This window comes from Azoarcus sp. DN11 (genome assembly GCF_003628555.1).
Taxonomy (GTDB): domain Bacteria; phylum Pseudomonadota; class Gammaproteobacteria; order Burkholderiales; family Rhodocyclaceae; genus Aromatoleum.
This window is the reverse complement of sequence record NZ_CP021731.1, coordinates 2,619,945-2,641,541: the sequence shown is the minus strand read 5'-3', so window position 1 is coordinate 2,641,541 and position 21,597 is coordinate 2,619,945. Positions and strand designations below refer to the sequence as shown.

Genomic DNA, 21,597 nt, shown 5'->3' with positions numbered 1-21,597 from the left:
ATGCCGCTGGCCGCCAAGAAGAAGCGCAACTACCTCCCGCTGGTGCTGCTGGTGCTGGCCCTGTTCCCGATCTTCGGCTCGACCTACTACAACGAGTTGATCGCGAAGATCATGATCATGACGATCTTTGCGATGAGCCTCGACCTGCTGGTCGGCTTCACCGGCCTGGTGAGCTTCGGTCACGCCGCGTTCTTCGGCGTTGCCGCCTACAGCGTCGTGCTGCTGTCGCCGAAGTACGATCCGGGGAACCTGTGGCTCGTGCTGCCGGGGGCGATCCTCACCGGCGCCGCGGTCGCCTTCGTCGTGGGGCTGTTCGTGCTGCGCACGAAGGGCATCTACTTCATCATGGTGACGCTCGCGTTCGCGCAGATGATCTACTTCGTCTTCCACGACACGCCGCTCGGCGGCGGTTCCGACGGCGCCTTCCTGAACGTGAAGCCGGAACTGCGCATCGGCGAGAAAGTGCTGCTCGACCTCAACGAGCCGATGCAGTTCTACTACGTCGTGCTCGCCTTCCTGGTCGTCGCCTACGTGTTCCTGCGCGTGCTGCTGCGCTCGCCGCTCGGGCACGCGCTGGCAGGCATCAAGAGCAACGAGCACCGCATGCTGTCGCTGGGCTTCCCGGTCTTTCTCTACAAGCTCGCGGGCTTCGTCACCGCAGGCGGCCTCGCGGGACTGGCCGGCTTCCTCTCGGCCTGCCAGTTCGGCTTCGTCACCCCGGAAATCCTCTCCTGGCACCAGTCCGGCAACGTGCTGCTGATGGTGATCCTGGGCGGCATGGGCACGCTCAACGGCGCGGCGATCGGCGCCTTCGCGTTCGTCGTGCTGCAGGAAGTCTTCGGCGCGCTGACGAAGCACTGGCAGCTGCTGATGGGGGCGGTGATCGTCACCGTGGTGATGGTCCTGCCGGGCGGGCTTTCCAGCCTGCCCAGACGCCTGAAGGGGCTGCTGATCGGAGGAGGTGCCCGTAATGGCTGAACTCGTGCTCTCCGCGCGCGGGCTGTCGCGGCGCTTCGGCGGCCTGTACGCGAACAAGGACGTCTCGCTCGACATGCACAAGGGCGTGCTCCACGCGGTGCTGGGGCCCAACGGTGCGGGCAAGTCGACGCTGATCAACCTGCTTTCGGGCGACCTGCCGCCGTCGGGCGGGCAGATCCTCCTTCGCGGGCAGGACATCTCGGGCTGGAGTCCGGACAGACGCTCGCGCAACGGCATCGGCCGCAGCTACCAGCGCACCAACATCTTCCCCGGCTTCACGGTGTTCGAGAACTGCCGCCTCGCCGCGCAGTCGCGCACACCGCGGGCGCTGCACATCTTCTCGCACGCCACCGGCTATGCCGACCTGTGCGAGGCCGCGGACAAGGCGATCGGGCAGGCGGGGCTCGCTGCGCGGCGCGACGTCGTCGCCGGCACGCTCAGCCACGGCGAGCAACGCCAGCTGGAAATCGCGATGGTGCTCGCGACCGCCCCCTCGGTGCTGCTCCTCGACGAGCCGCTCGCCGGCATGGGACCGGAGGAATCGCAGGCGATGGTTGCGCTGCTGAAGAAGCTCACGCCGGACCACGCGATCCTGCTCGTCGAGCACGACATGGACGCCGTCTTTGCCGTCGCGGACGTGATCACCGTGATGGTGACCGGGCAGGTGCTCGAGAGCGGCTCGCCGGAGCAGATCCGCGAAAGCGTGGCGGTGCAGGGAGCCTACCTCGGCGCAGGAGAACCCGACGATGAGTGACATCCTTCTGGAAGCCGAAGGGCTGCATTCCTTCTACGGCACGAGCCACATCCTGCACGGCATCGATTTCCGCATCAGCCGCGGCGAAACGGTCGGCCTGATGGGGCGCAACGGCATGGGCAAGACGACGCTGATCCGCAGCATGCTCGGCCACGTGCGCCCGCGCCACGGCCGCGTCGCGGTGCGCGGCAAGTCGATGACCGGCGCGCGGCCCTACCTGATCGCGCGCAAGGGCATCGCCTACGTGCCCGAGGGCAGGGGGATCTTCCCGAACCTGTCGGTGCGCGAGAACCTGCTCATGGCCGCGAAGCCGGGCGTCGACGGGCGCCGCGACTGGACCTACCAGCGCGTGCTGGACACCTTCCCGCGCCTGGGCGAACGCCTCACCAACGGCGGCCACCAGCTCTCCGGCGGCGAGCAGCAGATGCTCACGATCGGCCGCGCGCTGATGACGAACCCCGACCTGCTGATCCTGGACGAGGCGACCGAAGGCCTGGCGCCGCTGATCGCCAAGGAGATCTGGTACATCATCCGCCAGATCCGCGCCACCGGCATCGCCACCATCGTCATCGACAAGAACCATGCGGCAGTGACGTCGATTTCCGACCGGAACGTCATTCTCGTGAAAGGCCAGGTCGCCCACGAGGCGAGCAGCGCCGAACTACGCGCGAACCCCGACGTGCTGCATAAGCACCTGGGCGTGAGCTGACCGCCCACCACCATAAACCGCCACTGAAGCATCACCCAACCGCGCGGCTCCTCGGGGGGCCGCGCGGTATTACAACGATTCACGGAGACACGGCAGCATGAGAAACATCGATGTACACAAACTGATCGACGAGGCGAATTTCAATCGTTTCCACTGGCAGGTCCTGTTCTGGTGCGCCCTGATCATCATCTTCGACGGCTACGACCTCGTGATCTACGGCGTCGTGCTGCCGGTGCTGATGAAGGAATGGAACCTCACGCCGATCCAGGCCGGCACTCTCGGCAGCTACGCGCTGTTCGGCATGATGTTCGGCGCCCTGATCTTCGGTCCGATGTCCGACCGCTTCGGGCGCAAGAAGGTGATCGCGGTGTGCGTGACCCTGTTCAGCCTGTTCACCTTCATCAACGGTTTCGCGCGCGATGTCACCGAGTTCGCGGTCTGCCGCTTCATCGCGGGACTGGGGATCGGCGGCGTGATGCCCAACGTCGTCGCCCTGATGACCGAGTACGCACCGAAGAAGCTGCGCACGACGCTCGTCGCGATCATGTTCAGCGGCTATTCGGTGGGCGGGATGCTGTCGGCAGGACTGGGCATCTACCTGATCCCGGCCTTCGGCTGGTCCTCGGTGTTCTTCCTCGCCGCCCTGCCGCTGTTGCTGCTGCCCGCGATCATCTACCTGCTGCCCGAATCGATCGGCTTCCTCCTGCACGCCAAGCGCGACCGCGAGGCCGCCATCCTGCTCGCGCGCGTCGAAGGAAGCTTCGTGCCGCAACCCGGTGACCGCTACGACTTCCCGACGGGCAAGACCGGCCACGTCCCGCTCGTGGCACTGTTCAAGCACGGCCGCGCACTGAGCACGCTGATGTTCTGGGTCGCGTTCTTCATGTGCCTGCTGATGGTCTACGCGCTCGCGTCGTGGCTGCCGAAGCTGATGACGCAGGCGGGCTACGGGCTCGGCTCGAGCCTCTCCTTCCTGCTGGTGCTGAATCTCGGTGCCATCTTTGGCGCCGTCGGCGGTGGGGTCGTGGCGGATCGCCTGCACCTGAAGACCGTGCTGACGATCTTCTTCGTGATCGGCGCAGCCTCGATCAGCCTGCTCGGCTACAAGAGTCCGACCGAGGTCCTGTACGTCCTCGTCGCGCTGGCGGGGGCGACCACGATCGGTTCGCAGATCCTGCTGTACGCCTATGCGGCGCAGTTCTATCCGATGGCGATCCGCTCGACCGGCATCGGCTGGGCCTCCGGCGTCGGCCGCAGCGGCGCGATCCTCGGCCCCATCGTCGGCGGCACGCTGCTCGCGATGGCGATGCCGCTGCACTTCAACTTCCTGTTCTTCGCCATTCCCGGCGCCATTGCGGCACTCGCCGTATCGCTGGTGGCCCGCAGCGCCCCGCACGCGCCCGAGGAAGAGGAGCCGCTCGCCTTTGCCGGTGAAATCGGCGTCGTGGCCGAGTAAGGCTGCCCGTCAGGCCCGCCCCGTAGTCGGGGCGGGCGACAATCCGGCGTTTCATGAGATTGCACGCCCGGGGATTGCGTGGACGGGAGCGGCAGGGGACACTAACCGTTCCTATCGTCCGGCAGTTTTCCCGACGATCACTCCTCTGCACGGCACGTGCCGTGCGGGAATCCAATGCTTCACGGCATTCGTTGCGTCGCAGCGGGCGAAAATTCATGAACCGATTCATCCTGATCGCGGGCAGCCTGCTCGCCGGGTTGGGCGTTGCCCTCGGGGCTTTTGGCGCGCACGCCCTGCGCAATGTGCTCGGTCCTGCCGAACTCGGCTGGTGGACCACTGCCGTGCAGTACCAGATGTGGCACGCCACGGGGCTGCTCGCGCTCGGCGCCTGGCGGCTCCCGAACGCGGGGCCCGCAGCCGTGCTGCTCGCGCTCGGTACGCTGATCTTTTCCGGCAGCCTGTATGTGATGGCGCTGAGTGGATGGCGCGTGCTGGGGATGATCACGCCGATCGGCGGCACGCTGATGATTGCCGGCTGGCTGCTGCTCGCGTGGCGGGGCCTGCGCGGTTGAGGGTATCGCCAGGCGCCGCTCAGCGCACGACGGGCCGGTTCGGCAACTGGTTCGGCCGTGCCGTGCCGTTGGCATCCGTCGCGGGGAAACCGGACCTGAGCACCGCGCTCACGGCGTCGATCGTCCGCTCCAGTCCTTCCTCGTAGCGGTTCGCCCGGAATGCGGGCGTGACGTCGGCGATCATGCGCTCCCATGCCGCGTCACTCACGGTCCGTGCCACGGCGCGGTCGGCGACGACTTCAACCCGGCGTTCCGCCAGTTGCAGGTAGATCAGGACGCCGTTGTTGAGCTCCGTGTCCCAGACGCGCAGCTTCCCGAACAGGGTCACGGCGCGTTCGCGCACGACGACGTCGATCGGCGCTCCCTTGAGATGGCGCCACAGGTAACTCATGGGGAGGCTCGCCTCGACGCACAGGCAGATCTCGCCCGTATGCTGCCGCTCGCTCTCGCGCACGCGCGCCTCCAGGCGCCGTATCGCCTCGGCACCGACCGCCCGTCGTGCGTCGGCAGTGTCCAGCCACAGGTGGCGGACGAGGCGGGCGAGGGCGCTCATCGCTTGCCCTCCGACATGGCGTGCGTTTTCCCTACCATCGCCCTGACGCGCCTCCGCCGCCGAAACTCCCGCCCCCGCCGGAACCGAATCCGCCGCCTCCATCTCCACCGAACCGGCCCCGGCCGCCGCCGCCCCAGATGATCGGCCCGCCGGGCCCGCCCCGCCCACCCCGTCCGCCACCGGTGCCGGTGCCGAGCGCCAGGACGAAGATGAAGGCGAGCACGCCGGCAATGACGCCGAGCACGAGGCTGCCGAGCAGCAATTTCGCAAGAAGGCCGAAGACGCCCCCGGTTGCCAGCGCACCGAGCTTGCGCCCCAGGATCGCGACGAGGATGCCGCCGACGATGGGCACACCGAACATGATGAACGCCGCGATGTCCTGCAGGGACCCGAAGCCGCCCGAGTCGCGGGTTTCGGGTTCGGGAAGGGGCAGGTTTTCGCCGCGCACGCGCGCCATCAGCGCCTCCACGCCGGCATCGATGCCGGCCGCAAAGCGGCCCTCGCGGAAGGCGGGCGTGATGGCGCGGTCGATGATGTGGAAGGCGGCGAGATCGGGCACGGCCCCTTCCAGCGCACGGGCGACCTCGATGCGCACGCGCCGGTCGTTCTTGGCGACGACCAGCAGCAACCCGTCGCCGACGTCGCGCCGGCCGATCTTCCAGTCGGCGGCGACACGATTGGCGAAGGCTGCGATGTCCTCCGGTGCCGTGGTCGGGACGATCAGCACGACCAGTTGGCTGCCGCGCTCTTTTTCGAATGCCGCCAGTTTCTGTTCGAGCGCCTGCCGCTCGCCGGACGAAAGCGTGCCCGTCTGGTCAATGACGCGTGCCGTGAGCGGGGGTACCGGGAGCAGCTCCTGTGCGCCGGCGATCCCCGGCCACACCAGCAGCGCGCCGATGCACAACGCCAGCCGCAGGAGAAATTCGCGCGCGGGCATCGGTCGGTTGCAGGCCGGCGGGGATAGTCTCAGTATTTCCCTGCGCCGCCGCCGAAATCGACGGACGGCGGCCGCGAGATCTCCTGCTCGCTCGCGACCGTGAAGCCCGCCTTGGGCGCGTAGCTGAACGCCATCGCGGTCAGGTTGGTGGGGAAGCTGCGTGCGAGGATGTTGTACGCCTGCACGGACTTGATGTAGCTGTTGCGCGCGACAGCGATGCGGTTCTCGGTTCCTTCGAGTTGCACGCGCAGATCCTGGAACGCCTGGTTGGCTTTCAGGCTGGGGTAGTTCTCGGCGACGGCAAGCAGGCGCGACAGGGCCCCGCCCAGCTGGCTCTGTGCCTGCTGGAAACGCTCCATCGCCTGGGGATCGTTGAGCATCGCCGGCGTGACCTGGATCGCGGTTGCCTTGGCGCGCGCCTCGATCACCTTCGTCAGCGTTTCCTGCTCGAAGCTCGCCTCGCCCTTGACGGTGGCGACGAGGTTGGGAATGAGGTCGGCGCGGCGCTGGTACTGGTTCAGCACCTCCGCCCACGCGGCCTTGCTCTGTTCATCGAGCCGCTGGAAGTCGTTGTAGCCGCAACCGCCGAGGCCGATGGCGGCAAGCAGCACGAGGATTACCGGAAAGCGGCGAACAAATGACCAGACCATCATCGCATCCCTCGAACGAGCGGAACCCGCCGGGAGGGCGGGCTCGCGGATGCCATGATGATACCCTATGCGGCAAGGATCCGTGCGCAGATGGCCGGCGGCGGACGGTGCCGCGGCTCGGACCTGTTTCGTGCCCGGCCCTGCGGTGTCTCGTCACTTCTCCGGCGTGCGGAACCTCTCGTCGGACGGCTCGACGGGGCGAGGCATCACCGTGTCGATCGCGATGATGTTGCTTCCCACCATCCACGGAAAAGCCGGGACGCGGAAACGCATCGACAGCTTGGTAGCTTCGACGCCCGGCTTGTCGTCGCTGCGGCGGAAGGGGATAACCTTCGACTCGAACTGCGGCAGCCACGACGTGCCGTTCTGGCGACGGTCCGGGGATTCGGCATTTCCGGCCTGCAGCGCCGACATGTTCGCTTCGCACTGTTGCAGCCACGCCGTCCAGGCGTCCGACCACAGGTTCAGCCACGGCACGCCCATCATGGCGGCGGCCAGCTCGGTCATCGGCGACGGGGTAGTCTCTTGCGCTTGGGATGGGCGCTCCTTCTGGGGCGCTCGTCGGGAGTTCTGTGCCAGGGTCTGTTTGGACATGTTCTGCTCCTCTCTCGCGTCGGAAGGGGATCGTTCTTGGTATAGCAGCATCCCCTCCCGTCGCAAGAGGTTTACACCCGGCAATTCGCCTGCGCAAGCGGTCCGTGCACGGCTACTTGGGCTGCGGCACGATGCGCAGGTAGGGTTTTGCTGCCTTCCAGCCGCCCGGGTAGCGCGTTTTCGCCTCTTCGTCGGAGACCGCGGGGACGATGATCACATCCTCGCCCGACTTCCAGTTCACCGGCGTCGCCACCTTGTGTTTTGCCGTCAACTGGATCGAGTCGAGCACGCGCAGGACCTCGTCGAAGTTCCGGCCGGTGCTCATCGGGTAGGTGAGCATCAGCTTGACCTTCTTGTCGGGGCCGATCACGAAGACCGAACGCACTGTCAGGTTGTCCTGCGCCGTGCGTTCCTTCGCGCTACCGCTGGCGTTGGGGTGGATCATGTCGTACAGCTTGGCCACCTTCAGGTCCGGGTCGCCGATCAGCGGGTAATTGATCTTGTGGCCCTGCGTTTCCTCGATGTCCTTCGACCAGCGTTCGTGGTCGCCGACGCTGTCCACGCTCAGGCCGATGATCTTGGTGTTGCGTTTGTCGAACTCCTTCTTGAGCCCGGCCATGTAGCCGAGTTCGGTGGTGCAGACGGGCGTGAAGTCTTTCGGATGTGAGAACAGGATCGCCCAACCATCCCCGATCCATTCGTGGAACCGGATCCTTCCCTGGGTCGTTTCGGCCGTGAAGTCCGGTGCGTCGTCGCCTAGCCGCAATGCCATTTCAAACCTCCGTGAGTTCCTGGCTCCCTGTCACTCCCGTTGTCTCATGATGCCCACAGACCGGTAGACACGTAGCGTTCGCCGGTATCCGGCAGCACCGTCGCGATGCACCGCACGTCGTCCTCGGCCGCCACGCGGCACGCGGCGTGCACCAAGGCCCCGGCCGACGGGCCGACGAACAGGCCGGCCTTCGCGAGCTTGCGGCACATCGGTATCGCATCCTCCATGCGCACCGGCAGGCGGCGGTCGATCAGGCTTTCGTCGAGGATCGCCGGCACCATGTCGCCCGGATGGCCGAGGGGCTTGAGGCCCTCGATGCCGGGAAATTCGTCCGGGATGGCCGCGACCACCCGCGTTGCCGGGTGGGCCTCCTTCAGTCGGCGCCCGACCCCGGTCAGCGTGCCGCCGGTGCCGATGCCCGCGACGAAGGCATCCGGCGGCCGGCCGGTCGTTGCGATGATGCCGCGCAGCAGCTCCACGCCGGTGGTGTCGTAATGCGCGCGCCAGTTCTCCGGGTTCGAGTACTGGTCGCAGTACCAGTAACGTTCGGGCTGTTCGCGCGCGAGGCGGCGTGCCTCGGCGACGGCGAAGTCGTAGCCTTCGAGGGGATCAGTGAGGATCAGTTCGGCGCCGCTCGCGCGGATGCGGTCGAGCCGTTCGCGGCTGGCATTGCCCGGCACGACCAGCGTTACCGGCACGCCCAGGGCGGCCCCGTACAGTGCATAGGAGATCCCGGCGTTGCCCGACGACGAATCGAGCAGCCGCCGTTCGCCGTCGAGGCGACCGGTCTGCAAGGCTTTCATCAGCATGCGCACGACCGGCCGGTCCTTGATCGAGCCGCCCGGATTCGTGCCTTCCAGCGTCGCGAACACGCGGCATCCCGCCAGTTCGCAGGCGCTGCCGACCTCGACCAGCGGGACGTGGCCGACGCGGGCGAGCAGGGGGGATTCACGTACGGGGATCGCTGCCATGACCGTCTTCCGTCGCGGGGCGCCTTTCAGGCCGCCGTCGCGCAGAATGCTTCGTAATCGACATAGCCGGGGAACGGACGTCCTTCCGCGCACACGGCGCAGTCGGGGTTCGCCGCCAGGCGGTACTCGTCGAAGCGCGCGTGCAGGGCGTCGTAATGCAGCAGGCGGCCGACCAGCGGGTCGCCCAGGCCCAGCAGCAGCTTGACCGTTTCCACCGCTTCGAGCAGTCCGACCACGCCGGGCAGCACGCCAAGCACCCCGGCATCTGCGCATGAGGGCGCGAATTCGGCGGGCGGCGGCTCGGGATAGAGGCAGCGGTAGCATGGGCCACGGCGCTGTGGGCACTGCGGCCAGAACACCGATACCTGGCCCTCGAAGCGGTACACCGAGCCATGCACGCACGGGATCTGCAGATGCACGCAGGCATCGTTGACGAGATAGCGGGTCGGGAAATTGTCGGAACCGTCGACCACCACGTCGTAGCCCGTGAGGATGCGTTCGACGTTCGCCGAGCTCAGGCGCTCCGCAAAGGTCTCGATATTCACCGACGGGTTGAGGCCCTGCAGCGTGCGGCGCGCCGATTCGACCTTGGGTTGGCCGATGCGCTCGTCGTTGTGCAGGACCTGGCGCTGCAGATTGGAGCGATCCACGACGTCGTGGTCGACGATGCCCAGCGTGCCGACGCCGGCTGCGGCCAGATACAGCCCCGCCGGAGAGCCGAGCCCACCGGCGCCGATCAGCAGCACGCGGCTGTCGAGCAGGCGCCGCTGGCCGGCTTCGCCGACCTCGGGCATCGTCAGGTGGCGTGCGTAGCGTTCGCGCGCATGCGGATCGAGGCCGCGCGGCGTCTCGAACGGCAGGCCCTCGGCCTTCCAGCGCGAGAAGCCGCCCGTGACCGAGGCGACGTTGCGGTAGCCGAGCCGCTGCAGCCCTTCGGCGGCAAACAGCGAGCGTGTTCCGCCCCCGCACATGACGAGGATCGTCCGGTCGGTGTCGGGGATGGCCTCTTCGATGCGCAGTTCGAGAAAACCGCGACCAAGCCGGAGTGCGCCACGCGGGCTGCCCTGAGCAATCTCTTCCGCCTCGCGCACGTCGATCAGTGCGGCGCCCTGCGCCTGCCGCGCGAGGGCTTCGCCCGGGCTGACCTCGGGTACGCTGGCCTTCAGTTCCGCAAGCCGGCGCTCGCGCGCGCTGCCGGCACCGCCCGCCACCGCCGGGACGATTGCGAGCACCGCGCCGTCGCGCGGCAGGGGGGCGTCAAGCCCGCCCAGGTCGCGCACGTTTTCGGCGCCGAGATAGACGTTCACGAACGGACGCAGGCTGCCATCCGCCGCGCACACCCGTGCCAGCAGGCCCTCGTGGCGGCCACCCAGCGAGCGGAGCGCTTCGCCGACGGTCGCGGCCTCGATCTCGACTTCGTCGGCCCCGCCGGTATATGGGCGCAGCGGGGTCGGAATGCGAACGATGACCCGGCTCATGACAGCACCTCCTCTTCGCCGAACGCTTCGCCGTCGAGCCGCCACGAACGCAACTCGGTGGCGACGCCGGCCTTCACGGACACGATCGGATACGACCAGCCGCCCCAGGCGAATTCGCGGTCGGTTGCCGAGGGTCTCGCCGGGTGGTCGGGGTGGGAATGCCACACGCCCACCACCTGCACGCCGCCGGCGGCTGCGGCATATTCCGCGTCGAGGTAGTCCTGCGGCTCGATCAGGAAACGATCGGCGGTGCGGTCCGGATGCACGTTGCGCACAGGATGCACGGTGCACACGGTCACCACGTCGCCGTCCTGCTGCCCCAGAAGCAGTCCGCACACCTCGTTCGGGTAACCCGCCTGCGCCGCCGAGAGGATCGAATCGCGCAAGGGGGAGGAAAGCCTCAACATCGTCATTCGAGCGTCCCCTGCTGTCGGAGGATGAAACTCCACCTTCTTGGATCGACAGCGGACCACAGGAGTTCGCAAATCTTCGATTCCTCGGTCTGAGGCAGGCCGAGGTCTGCCTGTGGCTGCCTGCATCCCCGGACGGCGCGAAGGTGAATCCCGATATTATTGCCGGCCTGTCCCCGACCGTTCCCGCCAGTCCGCCTTGATCGAAAACCGACCCGCCAGACTTCTCGTTGTTGATGACGATCCGGTCACCAGCGCGCGCCTGGATGTGTGCGAGGGTTATGAAGTGCTGGCCGCGACGAACGGGGAGGGGATGTGGCGCGAGATCTTCAAGCAGCGCTACGTGTTTGCCGTGTCGAAGAGTTTCTGACACGGGCAAAAAGCCGCGGCGGCCCCGCAGGGCCGCCGCTCCGCTGTCACCGCAGAGGCGGATGCGTTACGGTGTCAGCGGGTCAAGGAAGTTCGCATAAGGCGTGTGCGGCGTGCCCAGCGCTTGCACATGGCCCGTCGCGCCAACTGCCGGAATCTCGACCCGGGCTTCAACTGCGCACGCATCCTGCGTAAACAGGCAGATCGCCGCCGCCACATCGGCCGGGGCCCCGTTGGGGATGCTGATGCTCGGCCGATCGAAGGGGGCCCGCTCATACCGCACGCGGTCGTCGGTGAGCGACGTCAGGAACGCCACGAGGTCGTCCTTCTCCTCGTCGGTCAGCCCCAGCGGATGGATGTTGGGATCGAGATCATCCTGATTCACGGCGGAAAAGTCGCCGCCCCGGTTGTAGAACTCCACCACCTGATGCAGCGTTGCCTGCCCGCCGTTGTGGAAATACGGCGCGGTAAGCTCGACGTTGCGCAGGGAAGGCACCTTGTGCGCGCCCATCACTGCCACGCGTTCATCGGGACCAAGCGGCGGGGCGAAGAGTCGTGCCGAGGTGCCCGGCGAGACCGGATCCGGCAGCAGGCTCGCCGCTGCAGCCAGCAGGTCCGTCAGTGCCTGTGGCGGCAAGTTGACCGTGGCAAGCAGGTCTGCGGCACCCGGCTGGTCCGTAGGGCATAGTATCGGGTTGCGCGCCAATTTGCAGGAGGCCCCTACGAGGTCGGGAACGGCCTGCGTCAGCAGGGCCTCGGCGCTCGCTATCCGTGCCTCGGCTCCCGCGCGGATTGCAGCGTCCTCCGTCAACTGTACCGCCCTGGTCAGCAGCACCGCCGCTTCTGCCGGCCGGGCCACGATCTGCGGTACCCCGCACTGCTGATTCGCCGCGGCAACGGAAATTCCCGGGACGTCGCCCATTACCTTGCGGACGCAGTTCTGGAAGAAGACCGTGTTCGACAGCGGCAGGTTGTCCGGTCCGATGGTGGCGCCGATGCCGACGTCCTCGAGCGTCGGACGCACGCCGACGTTGTAGTGGCCGTTGTCGTACACCGCGACTCCGCCATTGCCCATGATCATGCGTTCGAGGATCTCGAACTTGAGCACATTGCTGAGGGAAGCGTTGGTGAGTTCCGGGCCGCTGTGGCAGTTGATGCATCCGCCCTTGGTGAGGAAGGTCTGCAGGCCACGCAACTGCGCGTCCGAGAGCGGCAATGGGGCCGGCGTGATCGTGCCGACCCCTTCCATGAACTGGTCGAACGGCGAACCATCCGAGATCAGCAGCCTTTCATAGTCGTTCACCGCCATCCCGAAAAAGAGGCTGAAGTTGTACTCCATGACGGAGAACTGATTCGGCCGCGAGGGCGTGCCTTGCCTCAGGACGGGCGTGCCGGTGCCGAGATCAACGAACCAGCCCGGCGCATTCCACCACTGGGGGCTGAACGCCTTCTGGATCAGCACCGCGTATTTCGGCTTGATGCCCCGGCTTCCCGGAATCGTGTTCTGGTTGCTGTCGGCGCCCAGGATGCTGTCATCCTTCGCGACGAACTGGCTACCCAGCGCGACGAGGTCAGGGTTGAGCATCTTCCGGCCCAGTTCGGGGAATCGCCGGCCGGCAAAGGACATTTCCAGGTTGCTCAGCGGCGGACCATCCGCCTGCGAGGCGGCGGAGGAATTGGCGATGCGTACCGCGACCAGCGATGGCGGGCCGCCAGGACTGACCTGCACCACCATCGCGGTCCGATCGAGGGCGCCAATCGGGTTCACACCGTTGAATTCGTTCCGCGCACGCGAATCCCAGAAATTGCGATCGTTGAGGACCGCGTTGATGTTTGTCGGGGTGTTCCGCGGCTCGACGTTGCGTACCAGCCTGCCGCCGATCTGGAATACCGCACCGGGCCCCACGAGATTGGTCGTCCCGCTGTCCCGCGAAAAAATCGCCGCATTAGAGGCACCGATGGCACCGAAGGTCGCGTTGAATACGCCTTGGGACGACACGACGTCGTTCGTATCGGAAAGCACGCCCGATTCGCGGTCATTCACGTTGACCAGCTTGTGAAACGGAAAGTCATCGGGCTTCAACTGGTAATTGGGGCCGAAGGTGGTCAGGTTGGGGCCGAAAAAGGTCGCATCCCTGAACGCGTTGGGGTCGGCTCCCGGGGTCTGGTTGCGGAAACCGGGGTTCAATTGATGCAGCGAGCGGTTGTCCGCTCCCGCGTGGAAATGGCAACTGCCGCAGGCCTGGCCGTCGCTGCCCACCTGCTGGTCCCAGAACAGGGCCTTGCCCAGCTTGATGAGCGTGCCGCGGTTGACGACAAAATCCTTGAGATTTCCGGGATTGGGGACCCCGACGGTCTTCAGCGAATTGGTCGTCTTGAGCGCCAGGACCCGGAGTTGGGCGGGGTCGGGGGCTATCGCGGTCTGGGCGATGGCGGGCTGGCCGAGGCCGGCGGCCAGCAGGCACGTGACGGACAACAGCGTCGCGCAGACCGGGTAGACGGGTAACGAGCTTTTTTGCTTTTTCATGGTATTCCCTCATGTCGGGCTTGCAGGTACTGCTCGAACCGCTCGGCGCCGCTCTCGTGGAACGGTAGCGCTGGAGCGAGGCACTGCGTGGCCGCACCGTTTTTGATGAGCGGCAACGCCGACGAGGGCGCAGGGCAATTCCCGTGCCGCGCGCAACACCTGGTTACACCGTCCGGCCCGTCCGCTGAGACGCTTTCTTCTGGCATGGATGCATCAGGCGGCGGGCATCATCACAAACCGGTCAATATTGCCAATGTCATTTTGATCGCACTGAAACCGGCACGTGCAGAGGCCGGAGCGCTGGGCGCAGTTGCCGACATTGCATAGTTTGGGTCATCCGCCTCGCTGCCCTGGCGTGCCGGCCGTTTCAGGGGTGTTTGGGGGTTCTGCCCCATTGATGGTGGAGTGCACCCGTTTATGGTGGGGGAATCCCCGAATATGGGTAATTCGGTATCGTTCTGGGGCGTGGTGCTGAGTCCGTGAGCAAGCACGTGCCGCAACTCCTCGTCCGCTCTTCACTGAAGTTGCGAAGCGAATAGGGGGTAGGGCATTCTGCGTGCGATGCAGTGCGCACCCTGCGACAACGGTTAACGGAATCTTCCCCCTTGAACCGCCGACCTCGCCGGCATAAACGGAACGACCTGCATGACCAAGACCAAGGTGGTACTGCTGACGACGCTGGCGATGATCGCCTTTGCGGCCAATTCGCTGCTGTGCCGCCTGGCGCTGCGGGAAGCGCACATCGACGCTGCGGGCTTCACCAGCATCCGTCTGGCTTCCGGGGCGCTCATCCTGTGGCTGATCGTGCGATTGCGCGGTGGCGCATCCTCCCGTCACGGCAACTGGCTTTCCGCGACCGTACTGTTCGCCTACGCGGCCGGCTTTTCCTTCGCCTACCTCACGTTGCCGGCCGGAGCCGGGGCCTTGCTGCTGTTCGGCGCGGTCCAGGCCACCATGATCGGCTACGGTCTGTGGCGGGGCGAACGCCTGGGCGTCGTGCAGTCGGGCGGGCTGGTGCTTGCGTTTGCGGGCCTGGTCATCCTGCTGCGGCCGGGGTTGTCGGCGCCGCCACTGGAAGGCTCCCTGCTGATGATCGTGGCCGGTGTCGCCTGGGGCATCTATTCCCTGCGCGGGCGGGGCGGCAGTAATCCCGCCGCGAGTACCGGCGGCAATTTCATCCGCGCGCTGCCTTTCGCAGCGATGCTGAGCCTTCTGATGCTGCCGCGTCTCGACGCCGATGTCGCGGGCGTCCTGTACGCAGTGGCGTCGGGCGCCCTGGCTTCCGGGCTGGGCTACGCCGTGTGGTACAGCGCCCTGCCGGGTCTGCGCGCGAGCAGCGCCGCGACAGTGCAACTGAGCGTGCCGGTCATCGCGACCCTGGGTGCTGCGCTGTTTCTCGACGAAGCCATCACCGCGCGTCTGATCCTGGCCTCCGTGGCGGTCCTGACCGGCATCGCTGCGGTGATCATGGGCAGGAAGCGGCAGTAGGCCGCCGCCGCTCAGGCCGCGGCAACGCTCGCGGCCAGCGCCTCGCCCAGGTCGGCGATCAGGTCCTGCGGGTGCTCGATCCCCACGCTGAGGCGGATCAATCCTTCGTCGATCCCGCTCCGCGCCCGTGCCTCGGGCGAGACGAAGCTGTGCGTCGTGCTCGCGGGATGGCACGCGAGGCTGTCGACGTCGCCTAGCGACACCGCCTGCGTGAACAGCTTCAGGTTGTCCAGCAGGGCTGCCGCCGCGCGACGAGTGCCTCGTGCAAGCTCGAACGAAACGATACCGCCGTAGCCGCCCTCCATCTGCCGGCGCGCGAGCGCGTGCTGCGGGTGTGTCGCCAGCCCGGGGTAGTGTGTCGCGGCAACCGCGGGATGCGCCGACAGGAAGGCGGCGACCTCCGCGGCGCCTTCGCAGTGCGCCGCCATGCGCAGGGGCAGGGTCTTGACGCCGCGCAGGATCAGGAAGGCCTCGTTCGGTGCGAGATTGCCGCCGACGTGCCCGAGACCGGTCGCCCGCACCGGGGCGATCAGCCGTTCCGCGCCGGCAAGGACGCCGCCGGTGCTGTCACCATGTCCGCCGAGGTATTTGGTCATCGAATGCATCACGAGATCGATGCCGTGTTCGAGCGGACGCGTCAGGCATGGCGAGCAGAACGTGTTGTCTGCGACCGTCGTGATGCCGCGCGCCCGCGCGAGCGCCGCGACGGCCGCGAGGTCGTGCAGGCGCAGCGTGGGGTTGGTCAGCGTCTCGACCCAGATCAGGCGCGTCGCGGGCGACAGGCTCGCTTCGAGCCCGCGCTCCGTGGCGTCCACGACACGAATGCCGAAACGCCCGCCGAACGCGTTGAACAGGCTTTCCGTTCCCCCGTAGAGCGGCCCGAGGAACACGATTTCGTCGCCGGGAGCGAGCAGGGAAAGCACGGTCGATGACACCGCGGCCGTGCCGCTACTGAACGCGACCGCCGCCGCGGCGCCTTCCAGGTCGGCGATCTTGTCTTCGAGCGCCTTGACCGTCGGATTGGCGAAACGGCTGTAGCGATAGCCGTCCGCCTCGCCGGCAAAGATCGCGGCACCGTTGCCGAGCGTGCCGTACGCGAAGGCGGATGTCTGGTTGATGGGGGTGGCGATCGCGCCGCTCGCGGGGTCCGGTTTCTGACCGGCATGGACGGCACGGGTACGCAGATGATTCATTGGGAGACTCCCGAGCGGGAAGAATCCCGAATTGTTGCACCAATGGTTCCGCGCGGGGCGCGCATTTTCCCGCGGATGCCGGAGAGCATGGCTGCGTGTTACGGCAACTGCATTTCATGCGAAGATCCGTGCCCGGAAAGCTTCGAGGCGCGAAAGCGCGTGGCTCCCGTCCGGAGCACCGCGCCGCAGTGTGGCGCCGACCCACGGAGGTCTCTTGCTGGATCGCATACTAAAGCGCGCGCTCGGCGGCGGCGGCCTTGCGCGGCGCATCTACTTCGCATTCCTGGCCGCCGCGGTCATCCCCACCGGCATTGCCGGCATCATCGGGGTGACGCTTTCGGTCGACCAATTGCGTGAAGAAACCCTGCGCCATCTGAGACAGGAAGTGTCGGTTCGTGCGAAGGGCGTGTCGCTCTTCTTCAACCAGCTCTCCGCGGAGCTGCGCTACCTTGCCGGTGCGCCGGCACTCGCGGAACTGCGCAGCGCGATCCGGCAGGAAGACGGTGCTCGCGCACAAGCCGCCACGCGGCGCCTGGAACACGATTACAGCGCGCTTGCGTCGGCCTATCCGCATATCTACCAGATCCGTTTCCTCAGCCGGGACGGCCACGAGCGCGTGCGTGTCGACCGGCGCGGCCACGACGTGATCGTGGTATCGGGGGAGGAACTGCAGGACAAGTCCGACCGCTATTATTTCCGCGACGCGATGCAGATCGAACCCGGCAGCCTGTATGTCTCGCCGCTCGACCTGAACGTCGAGTTCGGCCAGATCGAAACACCCGAGCATCCGGTCGTGCGGGTCGCGATTGCGCTCGGCGAACGGGGTGCAGCCACGGATGGCATCCTGGTGGTGAATCTCGACGCCGACATCCTGCTCGCACAGATCGAGCAGATGGCGGTTGCACGCGACGGTACGGCATATCTGTTCGATCGCGCGGGGCACTTCCTGTCGCGCTCGCGCGAGACCGCGTCGGGCTTCGCGATGCAGTCGGTCGATGCCCTCCAGGACGTGTTCGGCGCGTCGCATCTTCCCGCAGTGCAGAGCGGGCGCGAAGGCACGCTGATGACCGGAGAGCGGATCGTCGCGTACGCACCGATCGAATTCGGCCAGGCCTTTCCGGATACGACCGGGGGGCGCTGGGTGATCGCGGTGGACATGGCGCAACAGGCGCTGTTCTTCTCTGTCGTCAACCTGTACGTCCTGTATGCCGTCCTCGTTGTCGCGATGATTGTCACGGCGATCGGCGGCTACGCGTTGTCCCGCCGTCTTCTGGGCCCTGTGGACGCGCTGGCGCAGGAGACGGAGGCGATCGCCGCCGGCGATTTCACGCGACGCGTGAGCATTTCCGGCGACGACGAGATCGCGGACCTCGGGACCAAGTTCAATGCGATGACCGACCGCCTCGCCGAGCTTTACGGGAAGCTCGCAGCGCATCGTGACCGGCTCGAAGACGAGGTTGGCGCCCGGACGCGGGAACTCGCTCACGAGCGTGCCTGGCTTGCCGCGATCATTCAACATACCGGCGACGGCATCCTGGTCGTTGCGGAAAACGGCGAGATCACGCTGGCGAACGGCGCAGCGCGGGAGCTGCTGGGCTCGGATGCGGAGGTCGCCGGTAGTCGCCTGGCCGAATTCTGGAGCGAATGGCCGAGTATCGCCGCCGATATCGCCGACGACATGCCCGTGCGCCGCGATCTCAAGACCCGGGGGAGGGTGCTCGCGCTGTCGATCACCTCGACGCGCGATGTCAGCGGCGGACGCTCGTTCCTGGTCGTCGCCCGCGACATCAGCGACGAGCGGCGCCTGCAGGACGAGCGCCGCGAGCTCGATCGGCAACTGTTCCAGATGGACAAGATGGCCACCATGGGCGAGCTCGCGATGGGACTCGCGCATGAGATCGGCAACCCGCTGGCGGGCATGAAGGCCGTCGCCCAGGCCCTGCAGTACGAGGATGACCTGCCTCCCGGCGTGTTCGAGGCGCTGCGCCGTCTCGAAGGGGAAACGGACCGGCTCTCGGATTTCCTGCGCACCTTCCACGGTTTCGCGGCTCCCACGGCGCCCGACCTGCGCGCGACGCCGTTGGGGGAGACGCTGACCGACATCCTGTTCTGGACGCGCAAGGAGGCACGCAACCAGAAGGTCGAGATCACGACGCACATTCCCGACACACTGCCGCCGCTGCGCGCCGACCCGGCGCAGCTCAAGCAGGTGCTGCTGAACCTCGTGATCAACGCGCTGCGCGCGCAGCCCGACGGCGGTACCGTCGTCATCGCAGCCGGGGCAGAAGGCGAGCGGGTCCGCATCGACGTGCGCGACAGCGGGCCGGGCATTCCGGAGACCTTGCAGCGGCGCATCTTCGAACCCTTCTTCACGACGCGCGAGGGCGGCTCGGGGCTCGGGCTGTCCATCGTGCACAAGATCGTGGAGGAGCATGGAGCCGAGATCGGGGTGAACAGCGACGGACGGCATGGAAGCTGCTTCACGCTGCTGTGGCCAATACATTCCGCGAGCGGGCATGAGCAACACCATCCTCATCATTGAAGACGACGAGACCCTGCGCCTGACCCTGCTGGGCCTGCTGTCGCGCAAGGGTTACGAAGTGCAGGCCGCCGCCTGCGGCCTCGACGGGTTGGCGCTCGCGCGCGAGACGCGCTTCGGGCTGATCCTGCTCGACCTGCGCCTGCCCGACATCCCCGGACTGGAGGTGATCGCGCGCCTGCACGAGTTCGAGGAGGACGCGCTGGTCGTGACGATGACGGCCTACCCTGAGGTGCGCACAGCTGTCGCGGCACTGAAGGCGGGGGCTTACGACTACATCAACAAGCCCTTCGACCTCGATGACCTCGACAGCCTGATCCGGCGGGCTTTCGAGACGCGCCAGCTGCGGCGCGAGGTCGAATGGCGCCGCGCGCAGGCGGGCGGGGACGTCGTGCCGGGGCTGATCGGCGACAGCGCCGCGTTCCGCGAGTTGCTCGAGACGACACGCAAGATTGCCGCCGCGGGGCGCGTGCCGGCGCTGATCCTCGGCGAGTCGGGCACCGGCAAGGAACACATCGCACAGTCCATCCACAGCCTGTCGGCCCGCGCCGCGGGGCCGTGGGTGACGCTGAACTGCTCGGCGCTGCCCGAAGGGCTGCTCGAATCGGAGATGTTCGGCCACGAGAAGGGCGCCTTCACCGACGCGCGCCAGGCCAAGAAGGGCCTGCTCGAACTGGCCGACGGCGGCACGCTGTTCCTCGACGAGGTCGGCGACCTGTCGCCCGCCCTGCAACCCAAGCTGCTGCGCGTGCTGGAGACCCAGGCCTTCCGCCGCCTGGGCGGCAGCAAGGAGATCCGCGTCGATGTGCGCTTCGTCGCTGCAACGCACCGCAACCTGCCCGTGATGGTTCGCGACGGCAGCTTCCGCGAGGATCTCTTCTACCGCCTCAACGTCGGCAGCATCGCCGTGCCGCCGCTGCGCGAACGCGCCGCCGACATCCTGCCGCTGGCACGCCACTTCCTGGAACTGGCCGCGCTGCATCTGGGCATGACGAGCCCGGCGATCGAACCCGAAGTGGTGTCGCGCCTGCTCGCGTACCGCTGGCCCGGCAACATCCGCGAGCTGCGCAACGTGATGGAGCGCGCGGCAATCCTCGCGTCGGATGGCGTCATCACGGTCGAGCAGCTGCCCTTCGGGCACGCCGCCGCGCCTGCGAGCGGCGAAAGTGCAGTAGCCGCGGATGAAGCTGCGACCCCGATGTCGCTGGCGGAGGTGGAGCGCCAGCACATCCTGCGCGTACTGGACCACGTCGCGGGCAACAAAACACGGGCCGCGGAGATCCTCGGCATCACCCGGTTGACGCTGCGCACCAAGCTGCGCGAATACGAGCTGCAACCGGGCGCGGGCGAAGGTGGCGGGGATGGTTTTCAACCGGTCAAAAATTGATCGGCTGGTCAATTTCCAACCACCGCCCGTTTTCCCTATTTCGTCAGCAAATCCATGATTTATTGAATGTTTTCATGTGTCATGAAAATGGCACAGGGTTTGCAGTACCCCTTGCGATAGTCGGGTCTTTCTTCGTGCAAGGGGAAATCATGAAAACGACGAACAACACGCGCACGGGGCGCCTCCTCGCTGCCTGCAGCATGGCTGCGGCGGCTTGGCTGCTCCCGTCCGGCGCCCAGGGCGCCGCTCCCGACCTCGCGCCGATGCCCGAAGTGAAGCCGGGCAATGCCGCAATGATCGAGCTCGGCAAATACTTCTTCTTCGACCGCCGCCTGTCCGGCGATTGGGGCCGGTCGTGCGCGTCCTGTCACGACCCGGCCAAGGGCTGGGGCGACGGCCAGGCCCTGTCGACGGGCTATCCGTCGATGGAGTACTTCCGCAACGCGCCCACCGTGCTCAACGCGAAGTATCGCCAGCGCTTCATGTGGGACGGGCGCCTCGACGGCACCGACGCCGGCACCCTCGTGCGCGACATGATCACCGAGACGCACACGATGAACATGGACGGGCGCCTGATGCAGGAGCGCCTGAAGCAGGTGCCGGAGTACGACGCGCTGTGGAAGAAGTGGCGCAACGACGACATCAACGGCATGCGCGTATTCAACGTCATCGGCGAGTTCATCCGCAGCCTGGAGACCACCAACGCGCCCTTCGACAAATTCGCCAGGGGCGACGCCGACGCGATCAGCGCCGAGGCGAAGGAAGGCTATGCGCTGTTCAAGGGCAAGGCCGGCTGTGTGGCCTGCCACAACGGCCCGATCGGCTCGGACGGCAAGCTGTACAAGACCGGCGTGCCCGAGCATCCGGACGTGCTCGCGAACCCGCTGCGCACGATCACGATGCTGCGCCACTACGCGACGAACGGCCTGCCGAACTACATGAGCGCGCGCACCGACGTCGGCGCCTACGCGATCACGAAGAATCCCGCGGACATCGGCAAGTTCCAGACCGCACAGCTGCGCGACCTCAAATACACCGCGCCGTATATGCACAACGGCGTCTTCGCGACGCTCGATGAAGTGGTCGCGTTCTACAACCGGGGCGGTGGCGAAGGCTCGGGGCTGAAGCCGCTGAACCTCTCGGCCGGCGAACAGAAGGCGCTCGTGATTTTCCTGCTGACGTTGTCGGGTGATCCGGTCGTCGTGGCGAACCCGGGCCAGCCCGACATGCAGGTCCGTACTTTCGGCAAGAACTGAGGGA

General features: G+C 66.8%; 21 protein-coding genes. 11 read left to right on the top strand and 10 right to left on the bottom strand.

The window, feature by feature from the left end; genetic code table 11:
* From CDA09_RS12075 to CDA09_RS12055, 5 genes are all read left to right on the top strand, one after another.
* A complete protein-coding gene (locus tag CDA09_RS12075) occupies positions 1-978 on the top strand; it encodes a branched-chain amino acid ABC transporter permease (protein WP_174718438.1) in 978 nt (325 codons plus the stop codon).
* A complete protein-coding gene (locus tag CDA09_RS12070) occupies positions 971-1,732 on the top strand; it encodes an ABC transporter ATP-binding protein (protein WP_121428916.1) in 762 nt (253 codons plus the stop codon). The genes CDA09_RS12075 and CDA09_RS12070 overlap by 8 nt, the downstream gene beginning before the upstream one ends.
* A complete protein-coding gene (locus tag CDA09_RS12065; RefSeq protein WP_121428914.1) occupies positions 1,725-2,441 on the top strand; it encodes an ABC transporter ATP-binding protein in 717 nt (238 codons plus the stop codon). The genes CDA09_RS12070 and CDA09_RS12065 overlap by 8 nt, the downstream gene beginning before the upstream one ends.
* A gap of 97 nt (positions 2,442-2,538) precedes the next feature.
* Complete coding sequence (locus CDA09_RS12060; RefSeq protein WP_121428912.1) at positions 2,539-3,897, top strand: MFS transporter; 1,359 nt, start codon at positions 2,539-2,541, stop codon at positions 3,895-3,897.
* Between the two features lie 215 nt (positions 3,898-4,112).
* Positions 4,113-4,469 (top strand): DUF423 domain-containing protein, encoded by a 357-nt coding sequence (locus CDA09_RS12055; protein ID WP_121428910.1) that lies wholly within the window; start codon positions 4,113-4,115, stop codon positions 4,467-4,469.
* A 19-nt stretch (positions 4,470-4,488) separates the two neighbouring features.
* Here CDA09_RS12055 and CDA09_RS12050 read toward each other — a convergent pair whose 3' ends face one another.
* The 8 genes from CDA09_RS12050 to CDA09_RS12015 form a co-directional block, all read right to left on the bottom strand.
* The gene (locus tag CDA09_RS12050) at positions 4,489-5,022 is read right to left on the bottom strand and encodes a TPM domain-containing protein (protein ID WP_121428909.1); all 534 of its coding nucleotides are present in this window, start codon (positions 5,020-5,022) and stop codon (positions 4,489-4,491) included.
* Between the two features lie 31 nt (positions 5,023-5,053).
* Positions 5,054-5,959 carry a TPM domain-containing protein gene (locus CDA09_RS12045; RefSeq protein WP_121428907.1) on the bottom strand — a complete coding sequence of 302 codons (906 nt, stop codon included), beginning with the start codon at positions 5,957-5,959 and terminating at the stop codon, positions 5,054-5,056.
* A 29-nt stretch (positions 5,960-5,988) separates the two neighbouring features.
* Positions 5,989-6,609, bottom strand: a complete 621-nt coding sequence (locus tag CDA09_RS12040) for a LemA family protein (protein WP_121430849.1) — start codon at positions 6,607-6,609, stop codon at positions 5,989-5,991.
* A gap of 153 nt (positions 6,610-6,762) precedes the next feature.
* Positions 6,763-7,116 (bottom strand): hypothetical protein, encoded by a 354-nt coding sequence (locus CDA09_RS12035; RefSeq protein ID WP_121428906.1) that lies wholly within the window; start codon positions 7,114-7,116, stop codon positions 6,763-6,765.
* A 199-nt stretch (positions 7,117-7,315) separates the two neighbouring features.
* Positions 7,316-7,975 carry a peroxiredoxin gene (locus CDA09_RS12030; RefSeq protein WP_121428904.1) on the bottom strand — a complete coding sequence of 220 codons (660 nt, stop codon included), beginning with the start codon at positions 7,973-7,975 and terminating at the stop codon, positions 7,316-7,318.
* Between the two features lie 44 nt (positions 7,976-8,019).
* The gene (locus CDA09_RS12025) at positions 8,020-8,946 is read right to left on the bottom strand and encodes a PLP-dependent cysteine synthase family protein (RefSeq protein ID WP_121428902.1); all 927 of its coding nucleotides are present in this window, start codon (positions 8,944-8,946) and stop codon (positions 8,020-8,022) included.
* Positions 8,947-8,972: 26 nt separating this feature from the next.
* Positions 8,973-10,424, bottom strand: coding sequence for a molybdopterin-synthase adenylyltransferase MoeB (gene moeB / locus CDA09_RS12020; RefSeq protein WP_121428901.1), 1,452 nt, complete (start codon positions 10,422-10,424; stop codon positions 8,973-8,975).
* On the bottom strand, positions 10,421-10,837 hold the full coding sequence (locus CDA09_RS12015) for a M67 family metallopeptidase (protein ID WP_121428900.1): 417 nt from the start codon (positions 10,835-10,837) through the stop codon (positions 10,421-10,423). The genes moeB and CDA09_RS12015 overlap by 4 nt, the downstream gene beginning before the upstream one ends.
* Positions 10,838-10,949: 112 nt before the next feature.
* Here CDA09_RS12015 and CDA09_RS23190 point away from each other — a divergent pair, with 112 nt between their 5' ends.
* Positions 10,950-11,204: a hypothetical protein gene (locus tag CDA09_RS23190; RefSeq protein WP_128106566.1), complete on the top strand. Its 255-nt coding sequence runs from the start codon at positions 10,950-10,952 to the stop codon at positions 11,202-11,204.
* Positions 11,205-11,270: 66 nt separating this feature from the next.
* Here the strand turns inward: CDA09_RS23190 and CDA09_RS12010 are convergent, their stop codons facing one another.
* Positions 11,271-13,730, bottom strand: coding sequence for a cytochrome-c peroxidase (locus CDA09_RS12010; RefSeq protein WP_121428898.1), 2,460 nt, complete (start codon positions 13,728-13,730; stop codon positions 11,271-11,273).
* A gap of 87 nt (positions 13,731-13,817) precedes the next feature.
* On the opposite strand from CDA09_RS12010, the gene CDA09_RS23185 reads away from it, so the two are divergent.
* Both CDA09_RS23185 and CDA09_RS12005 read left to right on the top strand, forming a co-directional pair.
* The gene (locus tag CDA09_RS23185) at positions 13,818-14,057 is read left to right on the top strand and encodes a hypothetical protein (protein ID WP_128106565.1); all 240 of its coding nucleotides are present in this window, start codon (positions 13,818-13,820) and stop codon (positions 14,055-14,057) included.
* 318 nt (positions 14,058-14,375) lie between these two features.
* Entirely contained in the window at positions 14,376-15,218 is an 843-nt protein-coding gene (locus CDA09_RS12005; RefSeq protein WP_121428896.1) for a DMT family transporter, read from the top strand.
* Between the two features lie 11 nt (positions 15,219-15,229).
* Here the strand turns inward: CDA09_RS12005 and CDA09_RS12000 are convergent, their stop codons facing one another.
* The gene (locus tag CDA09_RS12000; protein ID WP_121428895.1) at positions 15,230-16,411 is read right to left on the bottom strand and encodes a trans-sulfuration enzyme family protein; all 1,182 of its coding nucleotides are present in this window, start codon (positions 16,409-16,411) and stop codon (positions 15,230-15,232) included.
* A gap of 214 nt (positions 16,412-16,625) precedes the next feature.
* Between CDA09_RS12000 and CDA09_RS11995 the strand changes: the two genes are divergently transcribed.
* The 3 genes from CDA09_RS11995 to idrP2 all read left to right on the top strand — a co-directional run bounded on the left by CDA09_RS11995 (position 16,626) and on the right by idrP2 (position 21,593).
* A complete protein-coding gene (locus CDA09_RS11995; RefSeq protein WP_128106564.1) occupies positions 16,626-18,953 on the top strand; it encodes a PAS domain-containing sensor histidine kinase in 2,328 nt (775 codons plus the stop codon).
* Positions 18,928-20,337: a sigma-54-dependent transcriptional regulator gene (locus tag CDA09_RS11990; protein WP_164844410.1), complete on the top strand. Its 1,410-nt coding sequence runs from the start codon at positions 18,928-18,930 to the stop codon at positions 20,335-20,337. The genes CDA09_RS11995 and CDA09_RS11990 overlap by 26 nt, the downstream gene beginning before the upstream one ends.
* Before the next feature lie 149 nt (positions 20,338-20,486).
* Entirely contained in the window at positions 20,487-21,593 is a 1,107-nt protein-coding gene (gene idrP2 / locus CDA09_RS11985; protein ID WP_164844409.1) for an iodate reductase cytochrome-c peroxidase IdrP2, read from the top strand.
* Positions 21,594-21,597 lie beyond the last annotated feature (4 nt).